We start from the raw sequence: 26,005 nt of genomic DNA, 5'->3' as shown, positions 1-26,005 counted from the left end.
GGCGTTAGAGCGGTCGCAAAAGTTCAGAACCGGCCACTTAGTGCGACACTAAGTGAGATACCGCCGGATGTTTGCACCTCATTACCTCACCCGCCGCGCCAGCGGCTACACCTTCCAAATGAAGGTGCCCACGGCGCTGCGCGCGCCGGGCGGAAAGCACCTGATCCGCGTCACCCTCGGCACCGACCGCCGCCACGCGCAGCGGCTGGCCCTTGCCTTGGCCGACACCTTCGCGGCAACCTTTCGGTGGGTGCGGTGCGGGGGCGGCAAGATGGGCAAAGAGGATGAAGCGCGGGCGCTGGCGGCTGGCTTGGCCGCCGCAGCCGGCAAGGAGTGGACAATCACGCCGACGCCACACGGGCCGCAGTTTGCGACCGAACCGCACGACACGCCGGACGCCATCCAGCAAGGGGTCGCGGAGTACCGCGAAGCGCGGGCCGATTGGAAAGAAATCGAACGGTTGCGGGTGCAACTCGACGCCGAGGCGACCGCCACCGCGCGGGCGCGAGACGACGAGCGGATGGGGGCAGTGGCGGCGGAAATGGCTGCCTTCCGGGCGTCGCTCGATACGCGCGCCGCCCCGGTTCCGGGGCACTTGCTGGGCGCGGCGGTGGATCAGTGGCTTGCCGCCGAGGACAAAAGGATGAAAGCGGCTAACAGGCGGCCCACCTCATTTGAGACCAAAGCCAAGGCGATAAGGGATTTCGTCGCGGCAATGACACCCGCGCGGCGGCTGGACAGTATCGAACCGCAGGACTTGGGGGCCTACGCCACCCAGTTGTTGAATGATTGGAAGCCCGGCACCGCCCACGACAAAATGTCGTACATCGGCCATTTTTTCGCGTGGGCGATGAAAATGCGGTGGTATCCGCCGGGAGAAAACCCGACGGAAGGCTGGACGAAGCGCGGCCGGGCGGAGCGGGAGGCGTCCGCCGCACGCGGCGCGCAGGCGTTCGAGGACGACGAACTGCGCCGGATTTTCGAGCCGGCGGACTTCGCGCGGTTGGACGCTCTGAACCGCTGGCAGACGCTGTTAATGCTGTACACCGGCGGTCGTAGCGACGACATCGCCAACATCCTGCTAAAGGATGCCCACAATGACGCCGGAGCCGGCGGGTGGTGGGTGGAAATCCGGGGCGGCAAGACCGACGCCACCGCCCGAAAAATCCCCATCCATGATGAGCTGGTTACCATCGGGTTCGGTACGTGGGTCGAGGCCCGGCGCGCCGAAAAATCCGATTACCTCTTCCCCGGATTGCCGCGTGACACGAAGAAGGGCGCTGCGGGGCGGGTGCAAAAAGACCTCTCGAAATACCTGAAATCTGTTGAGGTTTTTTCGCCGCCAGGCACGGAGGGCGTCACCCATCGCTTTCGCGATACGGTCATCACCGCGCACGAGGTGGCGGGCGTGGACCAAGCGATGAGCGAGCGGTACACGGGCCACGCGGTGAGCGGTAAAAGCGTCCTGGCCGTACCCCGTGTCATGAACTACGTTGCCAAGGACGAAAGACGCGGCGCGCTGCTGGCGCAGATTTCCAACCTACGCGTCATCTGCTTGCCGCCGATCTCGTGGGGTGCGCATGGTGTGGTTAACGTCGAAAACCTCGCCGCTATCATGCAGGACACCACCGCGCCGAAAGTTCGCCGCCGAGGCCAGTACAAGGAGCGGCGACAAAGTGACCCCGCCGCCGACGCAGAACACGCGCGCCGCGCCGTCGAGCGTAAAGCGATTCGGGACGCGCGCGCCGCAGGACTGCCACGCCCGGTCGAAAAGAAAACCTAACAGCGGTTTGGCGTGGAAAAGAAGGGGCAGAACCAAAGCGTTGTCCGCCCTTCGGGCACGAGCCAGAAACGGAAACGCTGACACCCCGCAATCTGATCGGGTTCGCCCTTGTTCAAGCGTTGTTGACGGTTTGACGCAAAATCTCCATCCAACGCTGTTGCTGCGGCTTGTCGATGAGCGGAATACGCCAGACAGGGTTGTCGACGTCGCGCACTGTGATGAACAGGCCAGAGTTTGCCTTCGCCTCCCGATGCATTCGTATGTTGGCGGCATCTGCCGCCAACGCGGAGGAGATGTTGACAGCATTGCTCACATGTCCCGGCCGCTCAAACGACGTTTCCCACTTGCGGACGTCGCTGAAGCCATACACCTTGCTTTTCCCGTCAGAAATCAAAGCGAGTTGCTGGGTTTGGCCGTTTACGGCGATGCCCCATTTCGGGCCATGCGCCGAGTACACGCCATTACCTTCCGAGGTGGCTCCGACCATCGCAAGCACATTGCTCGCTCGTTGACCGGAGATCGCCGTCTCTTTTTTCCCAGCCAAAATGATGCCGTAGACGAACCCTGCAATCGGGCACAACACAAAGACCAGAGAACCGAGAGTACCTAGCCATATCGCGCGAAGAATGGTGGCAGCGATAAGGCCGACGATGAAGCCAGCAATGGCGAGGCCCACCGCGTAAACCAGTGACCGAGAGAAGTTCACAATGCCCCCTATTCAAGAACTTGATTGGTACACCAAGGCCTCACCTGTTCGACCCGTGGCGTCACGGAAGGAATCCGGCTGGTCAACTCATGTGCCAGCGCAAAGGTAGAATATCCCTGATAGGGATGTATAGATGAATGAAGGATATCTAGGGCTCATCGGTACGGTGGGCTCATGCCGAAAGCCAAGCCCAAGCCGTCTTCTACTCACCGGCCCGAGAACATGGTTCTTGCCCAGTTGCTCAGAGAGTTGCGCCTGGCAGCCGGGCTCACTCAGGCTCAGGCCGCCGAGGCCTTGGGCCTGACTCAGACAGGAATCTCGGACATTGAAACCAGCGACCGGGGGCTGGAACTGCTGGTGGTTCGTGATCTTGTCCGGGTGTATGGGGCAGACTGGCTGGCATTCGTCGCTGAGTTGGAACGCAGGCTGGCGGCAGAGCCGAGGCTGGCGAGTGCGCTAATCCAGAAGTCCCCAAACTAAAAATAGGCTCTGTAGGGAGGCATCTTTCGGAGGGGCATCTACACCTGGTCGATTTTTACGGATGCGGTGGTGTTACGGCAGCCTTGGCAATCACGGCTGGCAAATATGCGGCGATGGCTTTGCGTTGTGTTTCCGTCAACGCTTCCCAGGCATCGAGACAACCGGCTGATTCAAAATACGACCCAGCGATGATTAGTCGTCGGGTTCTTTTTGCGCGTTCCGATTTCGCAGCACGCTTTTCCATCGCATCCGCCCGAGCGCGCAGTCGCTCTGCGCGCTCGTAAGGTGTCAACTTTGGTTTCGTGATGGCGGTGTCTGTCATGGCGTGGACCTCGTGCAGGGTTTCAGCCATCCAAACAGTTTTCGGCGCAGACACAACGTCGAAAGCGTTAAGCACCTCACGCCTTGCAGCAAGGCCACCTCGTCAACGCGCAGTCCACCCATAGACTGAAATCCGAAGGCCGTAGGCCATCCCTTGCCGAGCAAAGCGAAGCAAGGGCGCACTTATACGTTGCCCGTTGGGCAACGTGTGCGGTCGGGGCACCACCCCGACACCCACCGGCAGGAGCGATAGAACGTGGCCATTTTCCATCTTGCCGCTCAGATCATCGGACGCGCTGCGGGCCGTTCGTCCACCGCTGCGGCTGCATACCGTCTGGGTACGGTTATTGAGGATGAACGCACCGGCCAATGCTTTGACTATTCACGTAAGAGCGGGGTCAGCGGTTGGCAAATCATCGGCCCAGACTGCATGCCGGATCGCCTTCGCGATCCGGCTCGGTTGTGGAACGCGGTGGAGGCGGCGGAGCGACGTCATGACGCGCAGTTGTGCAGGGAGGTCAATGTCGCCCTTCCGTGCGAACTTTCGCCCTCTCAAAACACCGCATTGGTGTTGGATTGGTGCCAGCAGTTCGTCGATGCAGGAATGATCGCCTGCGTTGCCCTTCATCAACTTGAAAACAACAATCCACACGCGCATGTCATGTTGACCCTGCGCGAAATCGCCCAGGGTGGTTTCGGCGTCAAGGTGCGAGCGTGGAATGATCGCCGCGTGCTTGATCGCTGGCGTGAAACATGGGCCGAGAAAGTGAACCAGCATCTCGCTACGGCGGGCATGGCTGAGCGCGTGGACCACCGCACCCTTGAAGCGCAAGGCGTCGAGCGGGCACCCACGCAGCATCAGGGGCCCATTGCGCATGCGATGGAACAGCGCGGGGAGGGCCCTGATCGTTTGAGTGTGATTGCACCAACACCGCGTGCAATGAATCACACCCAGGCCGTGATCTACCGAGCACGCGAGCAGAACGTGGTTGGTCATGACGATGTCCCTGAGCATGTGCGGCAAGCAACAGAGGCGGTGGAAAAGGCTCACGAAGCACTTCATGCGGCGAAGATAGAAGAAGTGCGGTGCAAGAAGGCCGAACAACACGCTTCCGACGAACGCACCAACAAGCAACAGATCACCAATGCGGACCGATTGGTTGCACATGACGCACAGCAACGCGCCGACGCCTTGCGCGGTATGGCACAAGCACAGCAGAGAACGATCGAACAGTGGAAGCAAACGCACCGTTGGCGTGTGTGGTGGTGGCGGCACGGTATCCGGAATGCTATTCCGGCTCTCGTGCGCCAAGCGGATGCGGAGCGCATCAAGGCCAAACGCCGAGCCATTGCAGCAACGCTGCATCAACAGGAGGCTGTCGACATTGCGCTGGCGTCACGCAGCGCGCTCGTTCAAGCAGACAATGCGCACAAGCATTGTCTGCGACGATGGACACAAGCCACGCAGCAAGTGGCCGACGCTATCGAGCGGTTGGCGCAGGCCCAGGATGATTTGCGAGACGCCATGACACCTGGCTACGAACTGCGGCATTTCGGACGACATGGGAGGCAGCCCGATGCAGCCCATGACCAGCCCCTACTCGTCAACCGCCGCATGCGGCGCCCATGAATGAGGACACCATATGACGATTTCCGAAGTCCTTGCCATGACACCGGACCTCGACGCTATCACGCCGATTATGGTGGGTCAGTGGGCCGCGTGTTTCACCAGTGGCAATCAAGCCGCCATCGTGGCGGCGATTGCGAGAGAGCGCCGCAGGCGGGGTACCTATCTTGCGTCCATAGCGATGGCGCCCCAGGTGGCGCCAGTGACAGCGGCCAGCATTCGAGCAAAGCGCGCCAAGCAGGCTGAGCAGGTTGCTATGGCGGAGACCACTGGACCGACGCGTAGGCGTCGTTAGTGACGATCCCCGGAATCCATATGGCCCTGCGCTGGGGATTCTGGATGCCGAGCACGGCGCCGACCCGCGTTGAGGTATAACGTGGCAGTGTTACCAGATCGGGGTGTTGTTTCTTGTGCTCACCTAATGAGCATGCCTTTAGACCCGTGCGCTTTTCGATTGCGCTTTTGGGAGAGGAGAGTCGGACGAGGAGTGACTCTCCCCGTCCTAAAACTCATCGTCCGACAGCGGATGCATCTGCATGTTGCCGTCAGGTACCGTGTAGAGGGTCAACTCGTACCTGCTGTATTCGACGCCATCGGACACCGGTGTTTCCGTCAACGTGAACGAGGGGGTCCCCTCTTTGTCGCCCGTGTCTAGATTTTCATAGCGAACGTCGTAGGTCCCCGCCCGCACATTTTTCGCTACAAACGAACCGTGGGCGGGGATGAAAAGTTGCCTTATGGGGAATGCTTTTCCTTGAGCCGGCTCGGCGACGATCTTTACAAAAACATCCGAACCGTTCTGGCCGTTGTCGATTGAGATCGTGGAATAGCCATTGGTGTATTTCTTGGGGTACCCAGACACATACCCAGCCACCGCTGGCCAAGGGTTTCCATTGGGCGCCTGCGCCGGGCGCTCATAAGACAGAGAGGGGCGCGTGTTGTTGGGACAGTCCACGACGTAGCCCGATGGTGGTGGTGGCGCGCCGGCGGGTAGATCGCATGTCGTGGAGGATGGCGGCGGATTTTGTGCCGTCTGCGGACTATTGTTTTGCTCACTTGCTACAGGTTGAGGGTCCGGGGCAGGAGTGGGGTTGTACGACGCAACAGCCTCCTCATGTTCCTGTTGCGCATTCCAGTTGATGGAGTAGGCGAGCCCACCGAACAGCAGAACCATCGCGCCAAGTTGGGCCAGAGTCATGCGCTTAATCTGATCCCAACGACTGGGGAGAAGAAGCGTGCGGGTGCTTGGAAGTGCGGCAATGAATGCGTCTAGGAAGGCGCGTAGTTCTGCTGCTTCGTTGTCTTTGTTTGGGGGCAGTTTGAGCGCCAGTTTCAATGCCTCGTTGGCAATGGCGCGAGCCAGATCGAACTCTCTGATGTCGGCAAAATACTGTGCTTGGTGCGCCAGAACCCGCGCGTTCACGGTGGCAGGTCGTTTACCGCCTACCAGGTTGGTGAAAAGCGCCGAGAGGGTGTAAATCGGTCCCCACGGAAACCCCCACCATCCCAGCAACCAAGTGTGTGCGGTTGCCTTGAAGCATGCTTTTTCCGCGCACTTTTTACAGTAGATGCCTTGGACGCCGTCGCGCCGCGTTGCCAGCACCAAACTGGTCACCCGATAAAAAATCACGTAAATCGGCTGCGCAGACACCTTGTCGCATACAGAGCACCGAACAGGATCGTGTGGCGGCCGCCGCGCCGACCCTTGTTTAGCTCCTTGGGCCGGCCCCGCTTTAACGGGTTCCGTGTCGTACTCGGCCCGGGATTCGGGATTGCCAAGCACACTGAACGCCGTGTTGATTTTCTGAAACAGCGCCGTGGCGTTTGGGAGGGTGCAGCGATCTGGGTGGTACTCCATCGCCTTCCGGCGAAATGCGGCTTTGATCTCTGCCGCTGTGGCGCTGGGGTGGATTCCTAAAACCTCGTAGTACCCCAGCGGATCTCTGCCGCTCATGGAGCACCCCCAACCGTCAAGTTAGCCCGAACCGCCACCTTGGCGGCCGCATCGGTCGCTGCCCCTGGCATTCCTTTCCCCTCCCCCTTGATGGGTTGATTCTAGGTCAGAGCGTGGGCCCGTGGTGCGATTGCGGTCGGCGCGCTTTTCGGTACAACGCGCGGCATGGACAACGCCACCCGACGGGCCGCGATGCTGGCGGCCGACAAACTCCTCGCCGCTGCCGGGTACGACTTGGCGGGGTTGAGCCTCAAGGCCCGAGCCAAGAAGAAGGGCGCCGCGCCGAGCATGACACCGCACGCGCTTTGAAGAAGCGCCGACAGGGGCCCAAAAATAAGAAGGGTCGGAGGTTGACAGACCCCCGGCCCTTCTTACGTTGGATGAATGGCCTCCTGGTTTAGCAGACCGAGGGGGCGAGTAAGCAACCCGAACCGTTGCGATACCCAGCGGATGCCCTGGTTTCCAGGATACAGAGCCCGCCTCGGCCGTCAAACGATCCGGTCCGCCTTTCTCGCCTTCCCCGATCTGTGGTTGCACTCCGGTGGCCTGCGCGGCATGGCCATACGTCCACAGCGGACGTCGAAAACCCGCTGGTCTCGGTCTGTCATGTCTGGTCCTTTGAGGACGGGCGCGCCCTATGACGGTGGCTTGGGGCACTCTTAGAGAGACGGTCGGGTTCGCATCCGACCGGGGGGCACAAGAGGCCCGCCGCGCGTCTTGCGGTGAAGCCCCCTAACTGCGTCGGAAGCGATCCCGGCGCGGTGCGGTCCACAGAATGCCCAGCGGTGGATTCGCCGATCTCAGCCAGGAAAGACCCCCGGGTCTGGCCTTGGGGCCCCTCTGCCCCGCCGCCCCCGGTGCGGCCGGCCCCCGCGCTTCCGCGCCGCCGTTTTTCGACCCCTTCGGGCCGTAGGCTCCGGCAGGTAATGGGCCGGAGGCTCAAGCGACCGAAAGGGAGCCAAAGCGGCGGACGTGCGTCCGCACGCCGCCGCCGGCGAGGGGGGGCGCGCGCAGCGCGGAGGGGGAGGTGGCCGGGACCACCTCCCCCTGAATGCGGAGGCTCTCGGAAAACGGTGCGCCGGCGCCTGGCCGCCGGCAGGGGGAAATCTGTCCCGGATTCGGGACCGCTACGGCCCTTTGCCCCGCCGCCCCCGGTGCGGTCGGTCCCCGCGCTTCCTCGCGGGGAGACCCCATCGTTTTGCGGTGAAAAGAAGGGGCAGAGCCAGGGCATCACCGTCCTGCGGACACGAGTCAGATCAAAACCGGAGTTGGGGCGGGTGCCACCCGCCCCGTAGGCGTCATGTCGCCGCCTGCGGCCCGTGGGAGCGTGGACGTAGCCTCGCCGGCCGTGATACCCTTTGGATACTTTAACCTAGCCTAAGTGCCTGATCTGTATGACTTTCGCGGCTTCGCTCAGCCAACGCCTTTCCGCCACCGTCAACCGCCTGCGCGGCCGCGGCCGGCTGACCGAGGAAAACATCCGCGAAGCCCTGCGCGAAGTGCGCATAGCGCTGCTGGAGGCCGACGTGGCGCTGCCGGTGGTGCAGGCCCTGGTCCAGCGCGTGAAGGTGCGCGCAGTGGGCCAGGACGTGATGAAGAGCCTCACGCCCGGCCAGGCGCTGGTAAAGGTGGTCAGCGACGAGCTGACCGCGGTGATGGGCACGGCCAACAGCGAACTGAACCTCGCCGTCACACCGCCGGCGGTGGTGCTGATGGCCGGCCTGCAGGGCGCGGGCAAGACCACCACGGTGGCCAAGCTGGCGCGCCTGCTCACCGAGCGCAAGAAGAAAAAGGTGATGGTGGTGAGCTGCGACGTCTACCGGCCGGCCGCCATCGAGCAGTTGCGCACGCTGGCCGAGCAGGTGGGCGTGAAGTTCTTCCCGTCCGCGGCAGGGCAGGATCCGGTGCAGATCGCGAAAGATGCGGTTGCCGCTGCGCGTCGCGAAGTGGTCGACGTGCTGCTGGTCGATACCGCCGGCCGCCTGCACGTGGACGAGGCGATGATGGCGGAGATCAAGGCGCTGCACGCCGCGATCACGCCGGTTGAGACCCTGTTCGTGGTGGACTCGATGACCGGCCAGGACGCGGCCACTACTGCCAAGGCTTTCAGCGATGCGTTGCCGCTAACCGGCGTGGTGCTGACCAAGACCGATGGCGACGCCCGCGGCGGCGCGGCGCTGTCGGTGCGCTACATCACCGGGCGGCCGATCAAGTTCCTCGGTGCCGGCGAGAAGACCGACGCGCTGGAACCGTTCCATCCGGACCGCGTGGCGCAGCGCATCCTCGGCATGGGCGACGTGCTGTCGCTGGTCGAGGAGGTCGAGCGCAAGGTCGATCAGGAGAAGGCGCAGAAGCTGGCCCAGAAGGTGATGAAGGGCAAGCGCTTCGACCTCGAGGACATGCGCGACCAGCTGGAACAGATGAACAACATGGGTGGCCTGGCCGGCCTGATGGACAAGCTGCCCGGCGTCTCCGGCCTGCCCGACAGCGTGAAGTCCAAGGTCAACGACGGCGAGATCAAGCGCATGGTGGCGATCATCGGCTCGATGACGCCCCGCGAACGCCGCCACCCCGATCTGCTGAACGGCTCGCGCCGCGCCCGCGTGGCCAAGGGCTCGGGCACCCAGCCCGCCGACGTCAACCGCCTGCTCAAGCAGTACATGCAGATGGAAAAGATGATGTCCAAGCTATCCAAGGGCGGCGGCAAGGGCCTGCTGCGCCAGATGAGCGGCGCGCTGAAGGGCATGGGCGGAATGGGCGGTATGCCTCCGCTCCGTTAAGGAGTGGCGCGGGCGGGGATGGTTCGCTCGTCACCTGCCGCGTAGCGACGGATGACGGAGCCAAGGCCGGCTTGCCGGCCTTGGCGAGCCTTGGAAGGGCAGGAAAGCCCTTTCAAGGCAATCAGGTAACTGCCCCGACTCTTGGAACGCGCAGCAAAGCCAAAGCGTTCCCGGCTCTTCCTTTTTCCCCCCTATGCCCCTAAAATGCCGGATTCACCGCGCACGATACGCGTGCGCGAGGCCGGCACACCGGCATCTCTGGAGCTTTCATCATGGTCAAGATTCGTCTTTCGCGCGGTGGCGCCAAGGGCCGTCCGTTCTACCACGTCGTGGTCACCGATCAGCGCAACAAGCGCGATGGCCGCAACATCGAGAGCGTGGGTTTCTACAACCCGGTCGCCTCGGGCAAGGACAAGCGCCTCGAGCTGAACGTCGCGCGCGTGCAGGAGTGGGTGGGCAAGGGCGCCCAGCTGAGCGACAAGGTCGCCGCGCTCGTCAAGGAAGCCGGCAAGCAGCAGGCGGCCTGAGCGTGACGGCAGCCGGTCGGCGCGTCCCGGTCGGGCGCATCGTCGGGCTGTATGGCGTGCAGGGCTGGGTCAAGATCGAATCCTGGACCGAGCCGCGCACGAAGATCTTCGACTACCACCCCTGGCTGCTGACAACAGCGCCGGATGTGGTCAAGGAGATCGCGGGAGCGAAAGGGCGCCCGCAGGGCAAGGGCCTGGTGGCCTGCCTGCCCGGCGTGGATGACCGCGACACGGCAGCCGCCCTCGTCGGCAGCGACATCCACGTCGCCCGCGAGCAGCTGCCGCCTCCCGGCAAGGACGAGTATTACTGGGTCGACCTCGAAGGGCTTGAGGTCGTCACCACCGAAGGCGCGGCGCTCGGGCGGGTCAGTCACCTGTTCGCCACCGGCGCCAACGACGTGGTGGTGGTGCGGGACGGCGAGCGCGAGCGGCTGATCCCCTTCATCCAGGGCAGTTACGTGCGTTCGGTGGACTTGTCCGGCGGGTGCATGGTGGTGGACTGGGATCCCGAATTCTGAGAGCTGGAGTTTGAGATCCATGCGCATCGATGTCGTCACGCTGTTTCCCGACTTCATGCGCCAGTGCGCCGCGGTCGGTGTGGTGGGACGCGCGCAGCAACGCGAGTTGCTGCAGGTGGAAACCTGGAGCCCGCGCGACTACGCCACCGACAATTACCGCACCGTGGACGGCCGCACCTGCGGTGGTGGACCCGGGATGGTGATGCTGATCGAGCCCTTGCGGGCGGCCCTCAAGGCCATGCGCGAGGCGGCACCGGAACCGGTGCATGTGATTTACCTCAGTCCGCAAGGAGCGCGGCTGACGCAGGGCAAGGTGGAGGCGCTGGCCAAGATGCCGCGCATCGCCTTGCTTTGCGGTCGTTACGAGGGTGTGGATGAGCGCCTGCTGGCGCACGAGGTCGACGAGGAGCTTTCCATCGGCGACTATGTGCTGTCCGGCGGCGAGCTGGGTGCCGCGGTGGTGATCGACGCGGTGGGCAGGTTGCAGGACGGTGCGTTGAACGACGCGCAGTCCGCCGAGCAGGACTCGTTTTCGAACGGCCTGCTGGACTGTCCCCACTACGCGAAGCCGGTGCGGGATGCCTACGGCGAGGTGCCGGCGGTATTGCTCTCCGGCGACCACGCGGCGATCCGCCGCTGGCGCTTGAAGCAGGCGCTGGGCCGGACTTGGCTCAGGCGCCCGGAGCTGTTGACGCAACGCGCGCTGGATGCGGAATCCCGCGCGTTGCTGGAAGAATTCCGTCGCGAATACCGCGCGGCGGGTGGACAATAAACGATGCGGCCAGGAAGCGCCGCTAACAGAACTACCGCGGCAGGGATCGCCGCAAACCACTGAGGTCGCCATGAACAAGATCATCCAGCAGTTCGAAGCCGAGCAGATCACCCGTCCCTTGCCGGAGTTCGGCGCCGGCGACACCGTGGTGGTCAACGTCAAGGTGAAGGAAGGCAATCGCGAGCGCGTGCAGGCTTTCGAGGGCATCGTCATCGCCAAGCGCAACCGCGGCCTGCATTCGGCCTTCACCGTGCGCAAGATTTCGCACGGCACGGGCGTCGAGCGCGTGTTCCAGGCGCACAGCCCGGCGATCGATTCGGTCGAAGTGAAGCGCAAGGGCAAGGTGCGTGGCGCCAAGCTGTACTACCTGCGCAACCTGGAAGGCAAGGCTGCCCGCATCAAGGAAGACGTCGCCGCCGCCGCCGCCATCAAGGCCGCGAACAAGGCTGCTGCCGCCAGCGCCGAGTAAGGCGAGCGGTTCTCCCGCATCAAACAAAAAGCCCGCGGAGCGATCCGCGGGCTTTTTGTCGTGCATGCCTCGTGCGAACGGTTTGCGGCAGTGCCGCGGCGCTCAATCCAGCCGCTGCGGCACCTGCAGGAAGTTACCCTGCACGAAGTCCACGCCGGCGGCGAACAGCAGCGAAGTGCTGGTGGCGTCCTCGACCCATTCGGCGATGGTCTGCTTGCTGAGCTGGTGCGCTTGATGGCACAGCTCGGTGACCTTCTTCTGGTTTTCGGGGGATTTCGGCAGGTCGGCCATGTAGCTGCGATCGATCTTCAGGAAGTCCGCGTCGACGTGGTTGAGCAGCTGGAATGAGTTCAGGCCGGAGCCGAACTGTTCCAGCGCGAAACGGCCTCCCAGTTTCTTCCAGCCGTTGACGAATTCCTGTGCGGGACGCAGCAGGGTCATCACCTTGCTTTCGGTCATCTCCAGCACCAGCTGGCCATGCTTGAGCGCGGCCTGGGCCAGGCGATCGCCCAGCCACGGCAGCAGCGTGTCGTCCTGCAGCGAGGCCGCGGTGAGCTTGACGAAGAACGTGGTCTGCTGGCCTCTGCCTTCGCGACGCTGCAGGGCCTTGATCGTGCTGTCGAGCACCCAGCGGTCGACGGCGCCGATGAGGCCGTGCTTCTCGGCGATCGGCATGAACAGGCCCGGCAGCACTTCGCCCTGCGGGCCGTTCATGCGCAGCAGGATTTCCGAATAGTCGCCTTCGGCGTCCTGCAGGCTGATGGTGTGCTGGTGGTAGAGCACCAGGCCGTCGCCCTGCAGACCCTTGCGCACTTGGTCCAGCCAGTAGCGTTCGCGCTCCTCGTCGGCTTTTTCGCGCGCGGCGGGGTCGTGCAGGCCCACCTGGTTGCTGCCCTGGCTCTGTGCCGTGCGCAGGGCTTCGCTGGCCTGGTTGAGCAGCAGCTCGGTGCTGGCGTTCTTCTCGCCGAGCAGGCTGCCGCCGACGCTGGCGGTGACGGTGATCGAACGCGAGCCGGCATCGAAGATGGCGTGGCCGACGCTGTGCTGCAGCTTGGTGACCCATTCGTGGATCGCCTCGTCGGAGCGCGAGTCGAGCAGCACGCCAAAGGTGTGCTCGGCCAGCATGCCGGCGGTGTCGTCGGCGCCCAGCAGCATGCGCAGGCGCTCCGCGAAGCCGGCCAGCAGTTCGTCGGCCTTGGCCAGGCCGATGCCGTTCACCAGCGAGGTCCAGTTGTCCGGTTCGATCAGCAGCAGCGCCTGGCCTTTCTTGCCCTTGGCGGCATCGCCTACCGCGTGATCGATGCCTTCCAGCGTGCGTGCGCGGTTGTACAGGCCGGTGACGGGGTCGCGCTGCAGCTGTTCGAGCATGGCCGGGTCGACCGCCTGGCGGCGGAACACGATCTGCAGGCAGGGTTCGCCCTCGAACGTGGCAGGCGCGAATTCCACGGTGGCGTCGAACAGGCTGCCGTCGGAGCGGCGCGCGCGCAGGCTGACCTGGCTGGGCAGCTTTTCCTGGCGTGCGTGGTCGCGCAGCATGTTCTTGAAGGCGTCCACGCTGGGGGAGTCGATCATGTCGAGGATCGGCATGCCGAGCAGATCGTCGAAATTCTCGTAGCCGAAGGTTTCCAGGTAGGCCTGGTTGGCGCGCACGTGCACGCCTTCGTGCACGTAGGCGATGGCGTCGCGGGAAGAGTCGAGCAGGGCGTCGCAGCGACGCTCCAGCTCGCGCTGGGTGGCTTCCAGCTGGCGCAGGTGGCGGCGGTTCTGCAGGGACTCGAATTCGCGGCGCAGCACGGCCAGCAACTGGCCCGGCATGCTGCGAGTGGCCACGCCATGCACGCCCTGTTCGAACAGCTCCGCCACTTTGCGGGTGTCCAGCGAATCCACCAAGCCGATCAGCGAGTAGTCGCTGCTGTGGGCGTCCAGCATGTGCAGCACTTCGGCCGGCGTGATGGTGCCGGTGTCCGGGTCGAACATCACCAGGTCCGGTTCCAGTTCGGCCAGTACGGCCTGCATCTGGTCCACGGTGGTGGCGCGCGCGGGGCGCACCGCGATGCCGGAGTTGCGCAGCAGGCTGATGGTCTGCTCTGCCCGCTCTACCGAGGGTTCGATGAAGAGAATCCTGACGACGAAGTCTTTTTTCATGGGCAGTCGTGTTGCGGAGAGCGGATGGAGGCCGCTCGCCTTCCCGGCGGAGTGGGCATCGTAGCGGTTGTAACGGATTGGCGGGGGAACTGCCAGCAGATAACCGAACGGACGTGATCCGTCGCGGGTTTACAGCGGCCGCTTGGAAGGATCGCCGCCCACTTCGCGCACCAGCTTCGGCACAAGATAGCCGGGCAATCGTGCACGCAGCGCATCCATCAGCGCCAGCGCGCCGGCATCGTCCACCTCGAAATGGGCAGCGCCCTGCACGCGGTCGAGCTGGTGCAGGTAATACGGCAGCACACCGGCGGCGAACAGCCGCTCGGACAGCTCGGCCAGGGTCTCCGCCGCGTCGTTCACGCCACGCAGCAGTACCGACTGGTTGAGCAGGGTGGCGCCGGCGCCGCGCAGGCGGGCGCAGGCGGCGTCGACACTGGCATCGAATTCGTTGGCGTGGTTCGCGTGCAGCACCAAGACCTTCTGCAGCGGCAGCGTAGCGAGCCAGCTCGTGAAGGCGTCGTCGATGCGTTCGGGCAGCACCACCGGCAGGCGGGTGTGGATACGCAGGCGGGTGATGTGCGGGATATCGGCCAGCCCGCGCGACAGCTCTTCCAGCTTGGCGGTGGACAAAGCCAGCGGGTCGCCGCCGGAGAGGATCAGTTCGCTGATGCTGGCATCGTGCCGTACGTGTTCCAGCGCCTGCCGCCATTGGCCGGCGGCGGCCATTTCCTCGCCGTAGGGGAAATGCCGGCGGAAGCAATAGCGGCAGTTGATCGCGCAACTGCCGCTGGCGATCAGCAGGGCGCGGCCCTGGTACTTGTGCAGGACGCCCTGCGCCTCGCGTGCGGCGAGGTCGCCCACTGCATCGGCGACGAAGCCGGGCACCTGGTCCAGCTCGGCCAGTTGCGGCAAGACCTGAAGCAGCAGCGGGTCGCGTGCATCGCCATGGCGCATGCGGGCCACGAAACCGCGCGGCACGCGCAGGGCGAAGCCGGCATCCGCAGGCGGGAGGCGCTCGGCCAGGTGCGCCAGGCCGAGCATGGCCAGCAGTTGGGCAGCGTCGGTGACGGCTTCGCGCCACGCCTGCCGCCAGTCGCCGGTCGGCGTGACGGCGGCGGGTGTAATGCGTGCGCCAGGGCTTGCGGTTATCATGTGGGGCCTTGTCCGGGCCGTCCCGGACCCTCGAACCGTCCATTTTAGCCGCCGTTGCGGCACGAGGGGCGCTCGGGCCCCGAATCATTCACCTTTGGAGTTCACTGCATGGCCACCGCCGGTCTCAACGACGTCAAGAAGGGCATGAAGATCCTTCACAACAACGATCCGTGGATCATCACCGAAGCCGAGTTCATCAAGCCCGGCAAGGGCCAGGCGTTCACCCGCATCTTCATCCGCAACCTGAAGACCGGCCGCACCACCGAGCAGACGATGAAGTCCAGCGACAGCTTCGAAGTCGCCGACGTCACCGACACCGACATGCAGTACCTGTACTCCGACGGCGAGTTCTGGCACTTCATGCACCAGGAAAGCTTCGAGCAGCACCAGGCCAGCAAGGCCGGCATCGGCGACACCTCGAAGTGGCTGAAGGGCGAGGAAGAGTGCGTGGTCACGCTGTTCAACGGCGAGATCATCGCGGTACAGGCGCCGAACTTCGTCGAGCTGAAGATCACCGAGACCGACCCCGGCGTGCGCGGCGATACCTCCGGCGGCGGCGGCAAGCCGGCCACGCTGGAAACCGGTGCCGTGGTGCGCGTGCCGCTGTTCGTAGGGCAGGATGAAGTCGTCAAGGTCGACACCCGCACCGGCGAATACGTCAGCCGCGTCGGCAAGTGACGGACCGGCGCAAGCCGGCATGACGAGCGAGGGGCGGCGCCGCGAGGCCAGCCGCCCTTTGCGTATCTGAACAACGGGAACCGTTTGCCATGAGCGAAACCCAGCCCCAACCTGTCGACCTCCTGATCGAAGCCCGCTGGGTCGTCCCGGTGGAGCCGCACGGCGTGGTGCTGGAAGACCATGCGGTGGCGGTCAGCGGCGACCGCATCGTGGCCCTGCTGCCCATCGCCGAGGCGCACGCGGCTTATGCGCCGCGCGAGACCGTGCGGCTGCAAGAGCACGCGCTGATCCCCGGCCTGGTGAATGCCCACACGCACAACCCGATGACCCTGCTGCGCGGATTGGCCGACGACCTGCCGCTGATGGTCTGGCTGCAGCAGCACATCTGGCCGGCCGAGGCCAAGGTGATCGGCCCGGAGTTCGTGCGCGACGGCGTCGAACTGGCGGTGGCCGAGATGCTGCGCGGCGGCACCACCTGCGCCAACGAGAACTACTTCTTCCCCGACGCCATCGGCGCCACCTACCGCAAGCTGGGTTTCCGCGCGGTGGTTGGCCTGCCGGTGATCGAGTTTCCCACCGCCTGGGCGAAGTCGCAGGACGAATACTTCGAGCGCGCCAGCGAAGTGCACGACAGCTTCCGCGGCGATGCGCTGGTGTCCACCGCGTTCGCGCCGCACGCGCCGTACACGGTGTCCGACGAGAGCTTTTCGCGCATCCGCGTGCTGGCCGACCAGCTCGACATCCCGGTGCACCTGCATCTGCACGAGACCGCGCACGAGGTCGAGGAAGAGAAGCAGAAGAGCGGCCTGCGTCCGTTCCAGCGCCTGCAGAAGCTGGGTCTGGTCAACGACCGCCTGATCGCCGTGCACATGACCCAGCTCACCGACGGCGAGATCGCCGCCTGTGCCGAGGCCGGCGTGTCGGTGGTGCATTGCCCCGAGTCCAACCTCAAGCTGGCCTCCGGCTTCTGTCCGGCGGAGAAGCTGCGCAAGGCCGGCGTGAACCTCGCCATCGGCACCGACGGCTGCGCATCGAACAACGACCTCGACATGTTCGGCGAACTGCGCACCGCCGCGCTGCTGGCCAAGGCGGTGGCGCAGGACGCGGCAGCCCTGGATGCCGCCAGCGCGTTGCGCGCGGCCACGCTGGGCGGTGCGAAAGCGATGGGGCTGGACGCGAAGATCGGCTCCATCGAAGCGGGCAAGCAGGCCGACCTCGCCGCGGTGCGATTGTCCGACCTGGAGACCCAGCCGCTGTACCACGTGGCCTCGCAGCTGGCCTATGCCGCAGGGCGCCACCAGGTCAGCGACGTGTGGATCGCCGGGCGCCGCAAGCTGGCTGCGCGCGAGCTGGTGGGCATGGACGTGGACGCCATTCTTGCCCGCACGCGCGCATGGCGGGAACGTATCGCGAGCCATTGATTCTTGCGCTCGTCCTCGAGCGCGAAGATCAAAAGCGACCATCCCTGGCCGCACTCTCCAGTAGAACCAGGCGCCCATTTCTGAGCGCGAAGATCGACCGAAGGCCTTTCGCGGCCGCGCTTTCCGATGGACTTCCATGATGAACCGTTACCTCGTCCTCCTCATGCGTCGCCCGCAGTGCGACCCGGCGGTCGTTCCGCTGCACCGCGAGTTTCTCGAAAGCCTGCGTGCGCAGGGGCGCAACGAATTGTCCGGACCGTTCGGAGACAAGAGTGGCGGCGCCTACCTGCTGCGTGCCGAGTCGCTCGACGACGCGCTGGCGACAGCCCATCGCGACCCCGCCCACACCAGCGGCGGCTGGGACGTCACGGTGCATGAATGGATCGCGGTTTAGTTTTGCGCTCATCCATGAGTGCGAAGGTCAAACAGAGGTCATCCGTGGCCGCACTCTTCGACAAGGCTTGCGCCTATCCATGAATGCCAAGATCGGGAAGCGGCCATCCCAGGCCGCACTTTTCAATAGACTCATGCGCTCACCCTGGATTCGAACATGACCGCTGCCAACGTCAGTCCCGCCGAGATCGCCCGCTTCGACCAACTGGCCGCACGCTGGTGGGATCCGGATGGCGAGTCGCGTCCGCTGCATGACCTCAACCCCGTGCGCGCCGACTATGTCGCCGCACGCGTGGACCTGCGCGGCGCGAAGGTCGCCGACGTGGGCTGCGGCGGCGGCCTGCTCAGCGAGGCGCTAGCACGCGCGGGTGCGCAGGTCACCGGCATCGACCTGGGCGAGAAGGTGATCGGCATCGCCCGGCTGCACCTGCACGAATCCAATCTCAAGGTGGACTACCGCAAGCAATCCTCGGCCGAACTGGCCGCGAGCGAACCGGAGTCGTTCGACGCCGTGTGCTGCATGGAGCTGATCGAGCACGTGCCCGATCCCGCCGCCCTGGTGCACGATCTCGCCGCCATGCTCAAGCCCGGCGGTCGCGTGTTCCTGTCCACGCTCAATCGCACGCCGGCTGCGTTCGGCGCGGCCATCCTCGGCGCGGAGTACCTGATGCGCCTGCTGCCGCGCGGCACGCACCACTACGCGCAATTCCTCAAGCCTTCCGAACTGGCGCGCCTGCTGCGCATCGAAGGGCTGGAGCTGGAGGACGTCAGCGGCCTCGGCTACAACCCGCTCAACCGCAAGGCGTGGCTCAGCCGCGTCACCGCAGTGAACTACATCCTCTGCGCAAGGAAGCCGGCATGAAGCCCCTGCCCACGAACGTCGAAGGCGTGCTGTTCGATCTCGACGGCACCCTGCTCGACAGCGCTCCCGACCTGCATGCCGCGCTGGTGGCCTACTGTGCGGAAGTCGGTGCGCCCGCGCCGGATTACGCGCCGGTGCGCAACGTGGTCTCGCGCGGCAGCCGCGCGATCCTGCGTTGCGCCTTCGACGAGAACGACGCAGCGCTGCTGGCGCGCATGCCGCGCTACCTCGAGCTTTACCAGGGCATGCTGGCCACGCACACGCGGCCCTTCGACGGCATTGCGCCGTTGCTGGAGGGCATCGAGTCGCGCGGACAGCGCTGGGGCATCGTCACCAACAAGCCCGGCTTCCTCACCGAGGAACTGATCGCCCGCATGGACTGGGATCTGCGCGCCAGCGCGGTGGTCTGCGGCGACACCCTGCCGGTGAAGAAGCCCGATCCCGCGCCGGTGCAGCTGGCCTGCGAGCGCGCCGGCGTGGCGCCTGCGCATTCCGTGTTCGTGGGCGACGACGCACGCGATGTCGAAGCCGGCCGCGCCGCCGGTTTGTACACGGTGGCGGTGCGCTGGGGTTATCTTGACGGCGGCGACCCGGACAGCTGGGGCGCCGACGCGGTGATCGACCATCCGCAGCAGCTGGCCGACTTGCTGGGATTGCAGGTGGCCGCGTGAGCGAGCTGGCGATCCCGCACGGCGCGCTGCAGAGTTACGTCGACAAGTGGCTGGCGGTGCAGCCGGTGCAGCGCATGGCGCTGGTCTTCGTCGATCCGGCGAAGTACCCGGGTCACATCGCGCTGGCTGCCCTGGAGCAGGAATGGCTCTCCGCCGCCTACGGCATCCGCGAACCGCACGTGGCGTTGGGCAAACTCAACTGGTGGGCCGAGGAGCTGACCGGTGCCGCCGCCAGCGGCGGCCGCCATCCGCTGACCCAGGTGCTGTTCGACGACGAGCGTGCCCATGCCATGGGTACCGAGCGCTGGCTGGCGCCGGTGCTGGCCGCGATGGCGCAGCTGGAAGAGGGCACCGCGGCGGATTTCCCCGCCCAGCTCGCCGCGGCCGCCCCGTTGCACGGGGCGCTGGCGGCACTGGAAACCGCATGGTGGTACGGCAACGAAGCTTCGCCCGACCGCGCGTCGCGCGTGGCTGCGCTCGGCCACCTGCTGTACGCATTGCGCCGGCTCGAGGACGATGCCGAGCGCGACCGCCTGCCGCTGCCGATGGCGCGGCTGGCCCGCTACGGCCTGGCCCGCAATGCCTTGCGACAACGTGGTGCAGGGCGTGACGAAGCGATCAAGGCGCAACTGGCCGACCTGCAATTGGGCTGGCGCGAAGCCGCGCGCCTGCCGGGGCCGCTGAGCGTGTTCCGCGCCCTGGAATCACGCGAGGCCGAACGCCTGCTGCGCCGCGCGCGCGGTGCAGGCGATCCGCTGGCCGTGCTGCAGCAGGGCGGCCGCAGCGGCTTCGGCAGTACCTTCGCTGCCTGGCGGGCAGCGCAGCGCTGGCAGTCGATCGCGGCGGCCTGAACGCAGCGTTTCCCCTGCGTTGCCTGTTGCATTGCGGCAGGGTGGCCCAAAATACATGGCTTCAGAGTTGCCGGCGTTTCACGGATACCCCATGCACAGCCACGAGAACACCACCCGCCTGCTGCCCGATGTCGCCGTCCAGGCACAGCCGCACCTGCGCGGCGCACTGGACTGGGTGGGCATGGATGGCATCGAGGTCCCGGTGCGCTTCGATGCCGGCGACGGCGAGGTGCAGCGCGCCAACGCGCAGGTCGGCGCCTTCGTCAACCTGGTGCATCCCGACAAGCGCGGCATCCACATGTCGCGGCTGTACCTCCTGCTCGATCATCACCTGGGTGCGCAGCCGCTGGGCGCGGCGATGCTGGAAAACCTGCTGCGCGCCTTCCTGGAATCGCATGGCGAGTTGTCCGACCACGCCCGCCTCAGCATCCGCTTCGACGTGCTGGTACGCCGCAACGCCCTGCGCAGCGGCCACAGCGGCTGGCGCAGCTACCCGGTGTCGGTCGAAGCCTGCCTCGGCCCGCAGGGTTTCCGGCTGGAGCTAGGCACCGAGGTGGTTTATTCCTCGACCTGTCCCGCTTCCGCCGCGCTGTCGCGCCAGCTGATCCAGGAACAGTTCGCGAAAGATTTCGACGCGGCCGGCCCGGTCGACCACGCCGCCGTGCTGGCGTGGCTGGGCAGCGAGCGCGGCATCGTCGCCACCCCGCATGCGCAGCGCAGCGTGGCACGCCTGCTGGTGCGCTTGAACGAAGGCGTGCCGTTCGACCTCATCGATACGCTGGATCGCGTGGAGCACGCGCTGGGCACCCCGGTGCAGACGGCGGTGAAGCGCGAGGACGAACAGGCTTTCGCGCTGGCCAATGGCGGCAACCTGATGTTCTGCGAGGATGCCGCGCGGCGCATCCAGCAGGCGCTCGACGCCGACGAGCGCCTCGCCGACTTCCACGTCCGCGTGGAGCACCAGGAAAGCCTGCATCCGCACGATGCCGTGGCCTACGCCAGCAAGGGCGTGCCGGGGGGCTTCGGCTCGCTCTGATCCTCTGGCGCTACTCGCCTGCGGGCGGGTGGGGCTGCGCCCCGCCCGGCCTGTCGTGATGCCCGCAACGCACGAAGTGGAAGCGGTCGGGCACCGGGTCCTCGCCGCCCGCGCACAGCGGCTGGCAGCGCAACAAGCGCCATGCAGTCAGCAGGCAGCCGCGCCATGGACCGAAACGCGTGATCGTGCCGCGTGCATAATCCGAGCAACTGGGGTAGAAACGGCAGTGCTGCCCGATGAGGGGGCTGAGCCAGCGTTTGTAAAGGCGCAGCAGGAGCAGCAGGAATCGAGTTGTCACGTTCACGTTGCAGGATCAACCTGCCTCCGGGTAGTGTGGGCGAGTATCCCAGAAGCCGGCTTGCCGGTGCAGGGTACATGGGCTATAACACCCGGCCGCCAAGACCAAAAATGGTGAAGGAAGATGGCGAAAACCACGCGCAATTCGACCGCCGCCAAGGCATCGAAAGGGAAAGCAGGTAGCAGCACATCCGCCAAGGCGAAAGCCGCTGGCGCGAAGGTGTCTGCGAAAAAGGTTGTCGCCAAGAAAGTATCCAAACCGATCGCGAAAAAGGCTGCGGCGAAGAAGCCCGTCGCGAAGAAGGCTCCGGCCAAGAAGCCGGTTGCCAAGAAGGCCGCGAAGCCCGCGATGAAGAAGGCGGCCAAGCCTGTCGCGAAGAAGTCTGTCGCGCGGCCGGTCGCGAAGGTCGCCAAGAAAGTTGCCAAGGTTGCCAAGCCGGCTCCCAAGCCTGCCGCAAAGAAGGTCGCCAAGCCAGTTGCCAAACCAGCCCCGGCAAAGAAGGCCGTCGCCAAGCCGGTGGCTGTCGTCAAGCCGGTCAAGGGCAAGCCCGCCTCTCCCCAGCCGGCCGCCGCGCCGGTCAAGGCGGTGCCTGTCGTCGAGAAGAAACCCTCCCCGCCCGCCGCCTCGCCGTTCAAGGGCAAGGTGGCAAGCGCCACGGCCATGGTGTTGCCACGTACCGCGAACAGCACGGCCAGCGCATCCCACAAGCCATCAAAAAACGCCTCATCCGCAATGAACAAATCGGCAGCAAAAAATCTGGACAACGGCGTCACCCGCGAAGACGGGCGCTATGCCTTGCCCGCTACCACCACGATCGCCTTGCCCAAGGGTTACCGTCCCTCCTCCAAGGAGGAGTACATGAACCCGATGCATCTGGCCTACTTCCGCAACAAGCTGCGCGACTGGCGCGACCAGCTTGTCGAGGAGTCGCGCCAGACCATGGACAACCTGCGCGACGAAGTGCGTGACGTGGGCGACGAGGCCGAGCGCGCCACGCGCGAGACCGAGAATTCGCTGGAGCTTCGCACGCGCGACCGCTACCGCAAGCTGATCTCCAAGATCGACAAGGCGTTGCGTCGCATCGAGGACGGCAGCTACGGCTACTGCGAGGAAACCGACGAGGAGATCGGCGTCGAGCGCCTCGACGCGCGTCCGATCGCCACGCTCTCGCTGGATGCGCAGGAGCGCCGCGAGCATCTGCAGAAGCAGATGGGAGATTGATTTCTGCGCTCCTCCGGGAGCGCAAGGATCAAGCCCGGCATCCGTGCAGGACTTCCAAAAAAAGCCCCGCTTCGAGCGGGGCTTCATGTGTCGAGCAAAGCGAAAGGTGAAGTGCGGCGCCGCTTTCCCTGTTCACGCCTTGCTTGCTGCCGCAGCGGCGTAAGCCTTCAGTTTCGCCAGCATCGCCGCCAAGCCGTTCGAGCGCGTGGGCGAAAGGTGCTTGGCGAGGCCGATGGCCTGGATGAAGTCGGGCTCGGTGGCCACGATTTCCGCCGCCGGGCGATCGGAATACACGCGCAGCACCAGCGCGATCAGGCCGGACACGATGGCCGAATCGCTGGCTGCCGCGAAATGCATCTTCGATGCGTCGCCGCTGGGTACGAGCCACACCATCGACTGGCAGCCGTGCACGCGCCATGCATCGGTGCGGTACTCGTCGGGGAAGGGCGGCAACTGTTTGCCGAGGTCGATCAGGTACTGGTAGCGCTCGCTCCACTCGTTGAAGTAGGCGAACTCCTCGGCGATTTCGCGCTGCGCCTCGGCGGCGCTGCGGGTGGTGCTCGTGGCGATGTCGTTCATGCGCACATTATCGCGCGCATGACGACGATGCGCTAAGTGTCTCCTGCCGTGGCGGTCACGCCTTGACCACGCTCCAGCGCGTGCCCTGCGCGCCGTCCTCGATGGTCACGCCCATGGCGGAAAGCTCGCCGCGGATCGCGTCGGCGCGGGCGAAGTCGCGCGCGGCGCGCGCGGCGCGGCGCTCCTCGAGCAAGGCCTCCACCCTGGCGGCATCGACCTCGCTGCCGCCGGCCCGCTTGAGCCATGCCTCGGGGTCCTGCTGCAGCAGGCCGAGCAGTGCGCCGCCGCCGAGCAAAGCGGCCTTGGCTTCGGGCGTGCCCTGTGCGCGGGCGGCGTCGGCCAGCACGGAGAGTTCGGCCAGCGCTTGCGGAGTGTTGAGGTCGTCGCACAGCGCGGCTTCGATGGCGGCAGGCACCGGCAGCTGCGCGGTATCCGCCACGACATGCGCCAAGTCGCGCAGCACGCGGTACCAGCCGTCCAGCGTGCTCACCGACTGCGCGATGGCGGCGTCGGACCAGTCCAGCGGCTGACGGTAGTGGCCGCTCATCAGGCGCAGGCGCAGCGCTTCAGCCGGGTGGTGCTTGAGCATTTCGTGCAGCTGCAGCACGTTGCCCAGCGACTTGGACATCTTCCTGCCGTCGAAGGTGAGCATGCCGTTGTGCAGCCACCAGCGCGCGAAGGTCTTGCCGCCGTGGGCGCAGGTGGACTGGGCGATCTCGTTCTCGTGGTGGGGGAATAGCAGATCGTTGCCGCCGGCGTGGATGTCGATGGTTTCGCCCAGGTGCTTCTCGGCCATCGCCGAGCACTCGATGTGCCAGCCGGGCCGGCCGCGGCCCCAGGGGCTGTCCCAGCCGGGCAACTCGGGCGTGGAGGGCTTCCACAGCACGAAGTCGACGGGATTCTTCTTGTACGGGGCCACTTCCACGCGCGCGCCAGCGATCAGCTCATCGGTGTCGCGGCCGGAAAGCGAGCCGTAGTCGGGATAGCTGGCCACGTCGAACAGCGCATGGCCCTCCGCCACATAGGCGTGGCCGTCGACGATCAGCCGCTCGATCATTGCGACGATCGGGGCGATGTGCGTGGTGGCGCAAGGCTCCACGTCCGGTGGGGTGATGCCGAGTGCGGCCATGTCCTCGCGGTAGGCAGCGGTGAACTTGCCGGTGATCGTTTCGATGCCCACGCCCTGTTCCAGCGCGGCGGCATTGATCTTGTCGTCCACGTCGGTGATGTTGCGGGCGTACACGACGTTCGGGTAATGCCGGCGCAGCAGCCGGGCCAGCACGTCGAACACCACAGGGCCGCGCGCGTTGCCGATGTGCACGTAGCTGTATACCGTGGGACCGCACACATACATCGTCACGCGCTGCGGATCGAGTGGCGCGAAGGTTTCGGCGCGGCGGGTGAGGCTGTTGTAGAGCGAGATCGGCATCGGGATGGATTCCAGCAGTGGCCGCAGGCATGGGCCAGCCGTGCATCTTAACAAGGCATAAGCGATGCGGTGACAGGCGGTTGCGGTTGGGGAATTCCAGGCACGCGCCAATGTCTTCGCATGGCTCGTGCCAGGAACCACCTCGCGCCGGTCAGGGAGGAACGAAGGTGTGCAGGGAGCCGTGGGGTGCGGGCGCCGGTCCGTGACCGTGGGGTAGGGCGAAAAGGCCCCGCTCTGCGAGACGCGGAACCGATTCTAAGCCGCGATTCAGTATCCCTTTGCTGCAATCTGCCATGCGCCGAAGTTGCGCCCAAAAGCAAGAATGTCCCGGAGTCCGCAATGCCTAAGTTTCTCTTTGTTCCGCTGATGCTGGCGCTGGTCGCCACCGGCGTTCAGGCGCAGGATGCGAATTACCCACCACCGCCCCCGCCGTCCGGCGCGCAGCCCGGGGCGCCGCAGGACGATAGCGCCCATTTCGGATGGGCGGACGTGCTGCGGGTCGATCCGGTCTACGTGCAGGTGGCCGCGCCGCGTCAGGTCTGCCAGGACCAGACCGTGGTCGTGCAGCACCCCGGCAACACCACGGCAGGCTCGATCCTGGGCGCCGTCGTCGGTGGCGTGCTGGGCAACACGGTTGGCCGTGGCGGCGGGCGCGTGCTCACCACCGCGGTCGGCGCCGTGGCAGGCAGCGCGGTAGGCGGCCAGGTGGCGGCCAACAGCGGCAGCCAGACCGCGCAGACGGTGACCAACTGCAGCATGGTCAACACCGGCGCCAGCCAGCAGCAGATCGCGGGCTACGACGTGGAATACCGCTACCGCGGCGAGATCTACGAGTCGCGCCTGAACTACGACCCGGGCGAGCGCCTGCGCGTGCGGGTGAGCGTGACTCCCGCCGATTGACGTTTGCAGACGCCGCCTTCGGGCGGCGTCTTCGTTAGGGGTTTCGGAAAACTTGCTGCAAGCGTTTTTTGGCGCTGCGCACCAGCGCTGCCCGGCGGTCGGCAGCCTCGGATGACCATCGCAAAAAGCATGTTGCATGGCAGCGAAAATCCCGTCATGATGTCGGCTCGCCCGACTGGAACCCCCATGTCCACAGCCGTCTATACCGCCAATGTCCTGACCAGCGCCCGCATGGCTGCTGGCATGACGTCGCGTGCGCGCCGACCGCTGGACGAACATCCGGCCGGGTAGGCTGTCGCGCGCTGTTGTATACGTATCGACGAAAAACCCGGCCACCGTGCCGGGTTTTTTTGTTTGGTTTTATCTCACCGCCGTTCCGTCCGCGAAAGCAAAACCGGTCATCCATGGCCGGACTACTCACCAAGAGCGATT

General features: G+C 65.4%; 27 protein-coding genes. 18 read left to right on the top strand and 9 right to left on the bottom strand.

The annotated features are described in order from the left end of the window. The first annotated feature begins 67 nt into the window (after positions 1–67). Positions 68–1,783 (top strand): DUF6538 domain-containing protein, encoded by a 1,716-nt coding sequence (locus IHE46_RS09280; RefSeq protein WP_192164344.1) that lies wholly within the window; start codon positions 68–70, stop codon positions 1,781–1,783. A gap of 112 nt (positions 1,784–1,895) precedes the next feature. On the opposite strand, the gene IHE46_RS09275 is transcribed toward IHE46_RS09280, so the two are convergent. Continuing rightward, positions 1,896–2,459: a DUF4755 domain-containing protein gene (locus IHE46_RS09275; RefSeq protein ID WP_192164343.1), complete on the bottom strand. Its 564-nt coding sequence runs from the start codon at positions 2,457–2,459 to the stop codon at positions 1,896–1,898. A 204-nt stretch (positions 2,460–2,663) separates the two neighbouring features. Here IHE46_RS09275 and IHE46_RS09270 point away from each other — a divergent pair, with 204 nt between their 5' ends. Continuing rightward, on the top strand, positions 2,664–2,969 hold the full coding sequence (locus IHE46_RS09270) for a helix-turn-helix transcriptional regulator (RefSeq protein WP_192164342.1): 306 nt from the start codon (positions 2,664–2,666) through the stop codon (positions 2,967–2,969). A 55-nt stretch (positions 2,970–3,024) separates the two neighbouring features. On the opposite strand, the gene IHE46_RS09265 is transcribed toward IHE46_RS09270, so the two are convergent. Continuing rightward, positions 3,025–3,321: a hypothetical protein gene (locus IHE46_RS09265; protein ID WP_192164341.1), complete on the bottom strand. Its 297-nt coding sequence runs from the start codon at positions 3,319–3,321 to the stop codon at positions 3,025–3,027. A gap of 225 nt (positions 3,322–3,546) precedes the next feature. Here IHE46_RS09265 and mobQ point away from each other — a divergent pair, with 225 nt between their 5' ends. Beyond that, on the top strand, positions 3,547–4,920 hold the full coding sequence (mobQ, locus tag IHE46_RS09260) for a MobQ family relaxase (RefSeq protein WP_192164340.1): 1,374 nt from the start codon (positions 3,547–3,549) through the stop codon (positions 4,918–4,920). A gap of 499 nt (positions 4,921–5,419) precedes the next feature. On the opposite strand, the gene IHE46_RS09255 is transcribed toward mobQ, so the two are convergent. Then, the gene (locus tag IHE46_RS09255) at positions 5,420–6,871 is read right to left on the bottom strand and encodes a J domain-containing protein (protein WP_192164339.1); all 1,452 of its coding nucleotides are present in this window, start codon (positions 6,869–6,871) and stop codon (positions 5,420–5,422) included. Positions 6,872–7,036: 165 nt separating this feature from the next. Here IHE46_RS09255 and IHE46_RS09250 point away from each other — a divergent pair, with 165 nt between their 5' ends. The 6 genes from IHE46_RS09250 (at position 7,037) to rplS (ending at position 11,937) form a co-directional block, all read left to right on the top strand. Then, positions 7,037–7,180 carry a hypothetical protein gene (locus tag IHE46_RS09250; protein ID WP_192164338.1) on the top strand — a complete coding sequence of 48 codons (144 nt, stop codon included), beginning with the start codon at positions 7,037–7,039 and terminating at the stop codon, positions 7,178–7,180. Positions 7,181–8,265: 1,085 nt separating this feature from the next. Continuing rightward, entirely contained in the window at positions 8,266–9,651 is a 1,386-nt protein-coding gene (gene ffh, locus IHE46_RS09245; protein ID WP_192164337.1) for a signal recognition particle protein, read from the top strand. A 272-nt stretch (positions 9,652–9,923) separates the two neighbouring features. Then, complete coding sequence (gene rpsP / locus IHE46_RS09240) at positions 9,924–10,178, top strand: 30S ribosomal protein S16 (RefSeq protein ID WP_192105606.1); 255 nt, start codon at positions 9,924–9,926, stop codon at positions 10,176–10,178. 2 nt (positions 10,179–10,180) lie between these two features. Beyond that, a complete protein-coding gene (gene rimM / locus IHE46_RS09235; RefSeq protein ID WP_192164336.1) occupies positions 10,181–10,696 on the top strand; it encodes a ribosome maturation factor RimM in 516 nt (171 codons plus the stop codon). 19 nt (positions 10,697–10,715) lie between these two features. Then, a complete protein-coding gene (gene trmD, locus IHE46_RS09230; RefSeq protein ID WP_192164335.1) occupies positions 10,716–11,468 on the top strand; it encodes a tRNA (guanosine(37)-N1)-methyltransferase TrmD in 753 nt (250 codons plus the stop codon). A gap of 70 nt (positions 11,469–11,538) precedes the next feature. Continuing rightward, entirely contained in the window at positions 11,539–11,937 is a 399-nt protein-coding gene (gene rplS, locus IHE46_RS09225) for a 50S ribosomal protein L19 (RefSeq protein WP_192164334.1), read from the top strand. A 102-nt stretch (positions 11,938–12,039) separates the two neighbouring features. On the opposite strand, the gene IHE46_RS09220 is transcribed toward rplS, so the two are convergent. Beyond that, on the bottom strand, positions 12,040–14,082 hold the full coding sequence (locus IHE46_RS09220; RefSeq protein WP_192164333.1) for an EAL domain-containing protein: 2,043 nt from the start codon (positions 14,080–14,082) through the stop codon (positions 12,040–12,042). Positions 14,083–14,211: 129 nt separating this feature from the next. Then, a complete protein-coding gene (gene epmB / locus IHE46_RS09215) occupies positions 14,212–15,234 on the bottom strand; it encodes an EF-P beta-lysylation protein EpmB (RefSeq protein ID WP_192164332.1) in 1,023 nt (340 codons plus the stop codon). A gap of 108 nt (positions 15,235–15,342) precedes the next feature. Between epmB and efp the strand changes: the two genes are divergently transcribed. The 7 genes from efp to folE2 all read left to right on the top strand — a co-directional run bounded on the left by efp (position 15,343) and on the right by folE2 (position 21,146). Beyond that, complete coding sequence (efp, locus tag IHE46_RS09210; RefSeq protein ID WP_192164331.1) at positions 15,343–15,912, top strand: elongation factor P; 570 nt, start codon at positions 15,343–15,345, stop codon at positions 15,910–15,912. A gap of 89 nt (positions 15,913–16,001) precedes the next feature. Further along, positions 16,002–17,333: a TRZ/ATZ family hydrolase gene (locus IHE46_RS09205; protein WP_192164330.1), complete on the top strand. Its 1,332-nt coding sequence runs from the start codon at positions 16,002–16,004 to the stop codon at positions 17,331–17,333. A 139-nt stretch (positions 17,334–17,472) separates the two neighbouring features. Beyond that, a complete protein-coding gene (locus IHE46_RS09200) occupies positions 17,473–17,727 on the top strand; it encodes a YciI family protein (RefSeq protein ID WP_192164606.1) in 255 nt (84 codons plus the stop codon). Positions 17,728–17,883: 156 nt separating this feature from the next. Next, on the top strand, positions 17,884–18,588 hold the full coding sequence (gene ubiG / locus IHE46_RS09195) for a bifunctional 2-polyprenyl-6-hydroxyphenol methylase/3-demethylubiquinol 3-O-methyltransferase UbiG (protein ID WP_192164329.1): 705 nt from the start codon (positions 17,884–17,886) through the stop codon (positions 18,586–18,588). Continuing rightward, entirely contained in the window at positions 18,585–19,259 is a 675-nt protein-coding gene (gene gph / locus IHE46_RS09190; RefSeq protein ID WP_192164328.1) for a phosphoglycolate phosphatase, read from the top strand. The genes ubiG and gph overlap by 4 nt, the downstream gene beginning before the upstream one ends. Next, entirely contained in the window at positions 19,256–20,110 is an 855-nt protein-coding gene (locus tag IHE46_RS09185; protein ID WP_192164327.1) for a phytoene synthase, read from the top strand. Before gph ends, IHE46_RS09185 begins: the two co-directional genes overlap by 4 nt. A gap of 91 nt (positions 20,111–20,201) precedes the next feature. After that, positions 20,202–21,146: a GTP cyclohydrolase FolE2 gene (folE2, locus tag IHE46_RS09180; protein ID WP_192164326.1), complete on the top strand. Its 945-nt coding sequence runs from the start codon at positions 20,202–20,204 to the stop codon at positions 21,144–21,146. Between the two features lie 10 nt (positions 21,147–21,156). Here folE2 and yidD read toward each other — a convergent pair whose 3' ends face one another. Together yidD and IHE46_RS16995 are read right to left on the bottom strand one after the other, a co-directional pair. Beyond that, positions 21,157–21,450 carry a membrane protein insertion efficiency factor YidD gene (gene yidD / locus IHE46_RS09175; protein ID WP_192164325.1) on the bottom strand — a complete coding sequence of 98 codons (294 nt, stop codon included), beginning with the start codon at positions 21,448–21,450 and terminating at the stop codon, positions 21,157–21,159. Further along, positions 21,447–22,106 (bottom strand): hypothetical protein, encoded by a 660-nt coding sequence (locus tag IHE46_RS16995; protein ID WP_225562966.1) that lies wholly within the window; start codon positions 22,104–22,106, stop codon positions 21,447–21,449. Before IHE46_RS16995 ends, yidD begins: the two co-directional genes overlap by 4 nt. Positions 22,107–22,302: 196 nt before the next feature. On the opposite strand from IHE46_RS16995, the gene dksA reads away from it, so the two are divergent. Continuing rightward, complete coding sequence (gene dksA / locus IHE46_RS09170; RefSeq protein ID WP_225562928.1) at positions 22,303–22,665, top strand: RNA polymerase-binding protein DksA; 363 nt, start codon at positions 22,303–22,305, stop codon at positions 22,663–22,665. A 132-nt stretch (positions 22,666–22,797) separates the two neighbouring features. Here dksA and IHE46_RS09165 read toward each other — a convergent pair whose 3' ends face one another. Both IHE46_RS09165 and cysS read right to left on the bottom strand, forming a co-directional pair. Continuing rightward, positions 22,798–23,244 (bottom strand): SufE family protein, encoded by a 447-nt coding sequence (locus IHE46_RS09165; protein ID WP_192164324.1) that lies wholly within the window; start codon positions 23,242–23,244, stop codon positions 22,798–22,800. Positions 23,245–23,299: 55 nt separating this feature from the next. Further along, positions 23,300–24,673 carry a cysteine--tRNA ligase gene (cysS, locus tag IHE46_RS09160; protein ID WP_192164323.1) on the bottom strand — a complete coding sequence of 458 codons (1,374 nt, stop codon included), beginning with the start codon at positions 24,671–24,673 and terminating at the stop codon, positions 23,300–23,302. A 339-nt stretch (positions 24,674–25,012) separates the two neighbouring features. Here cysS and IHE46_RS09155 point away from each other — a divergent pair, with 339 nt between their 5' ends. Next, positions 25,013–25,573 carry a glycine zipper 2TM domain-containing protein gene (locus IHE46_RS09155; RefSeq protein ID WP_192164322.1) on the top strand — a complete coding sequence of 187 codons (561 nt, stop codon included), beginning with the start codon at positions 25,013–25,015 and terminating at the stop codon, positions 25,571–25,573. Positions 25,574–26,005: the final 432 nt, after the last annotated feature.

It is taken from the genome of Rhodanobacter sp. DHG33 (assembly GCF_014843005.1).
Taxonomy (GTDB): Bacteria; Pseudomonadota; Gammaproteobacteria; order Xanthomonadales; family Rhodanobacteraceae; genus Rhodanobacter_A.
The sequence above is the reverse complement of the archived record's forward strand: the minus strand, read 5'-3'. Positions and strand labels throughout refer to the sequence as shown.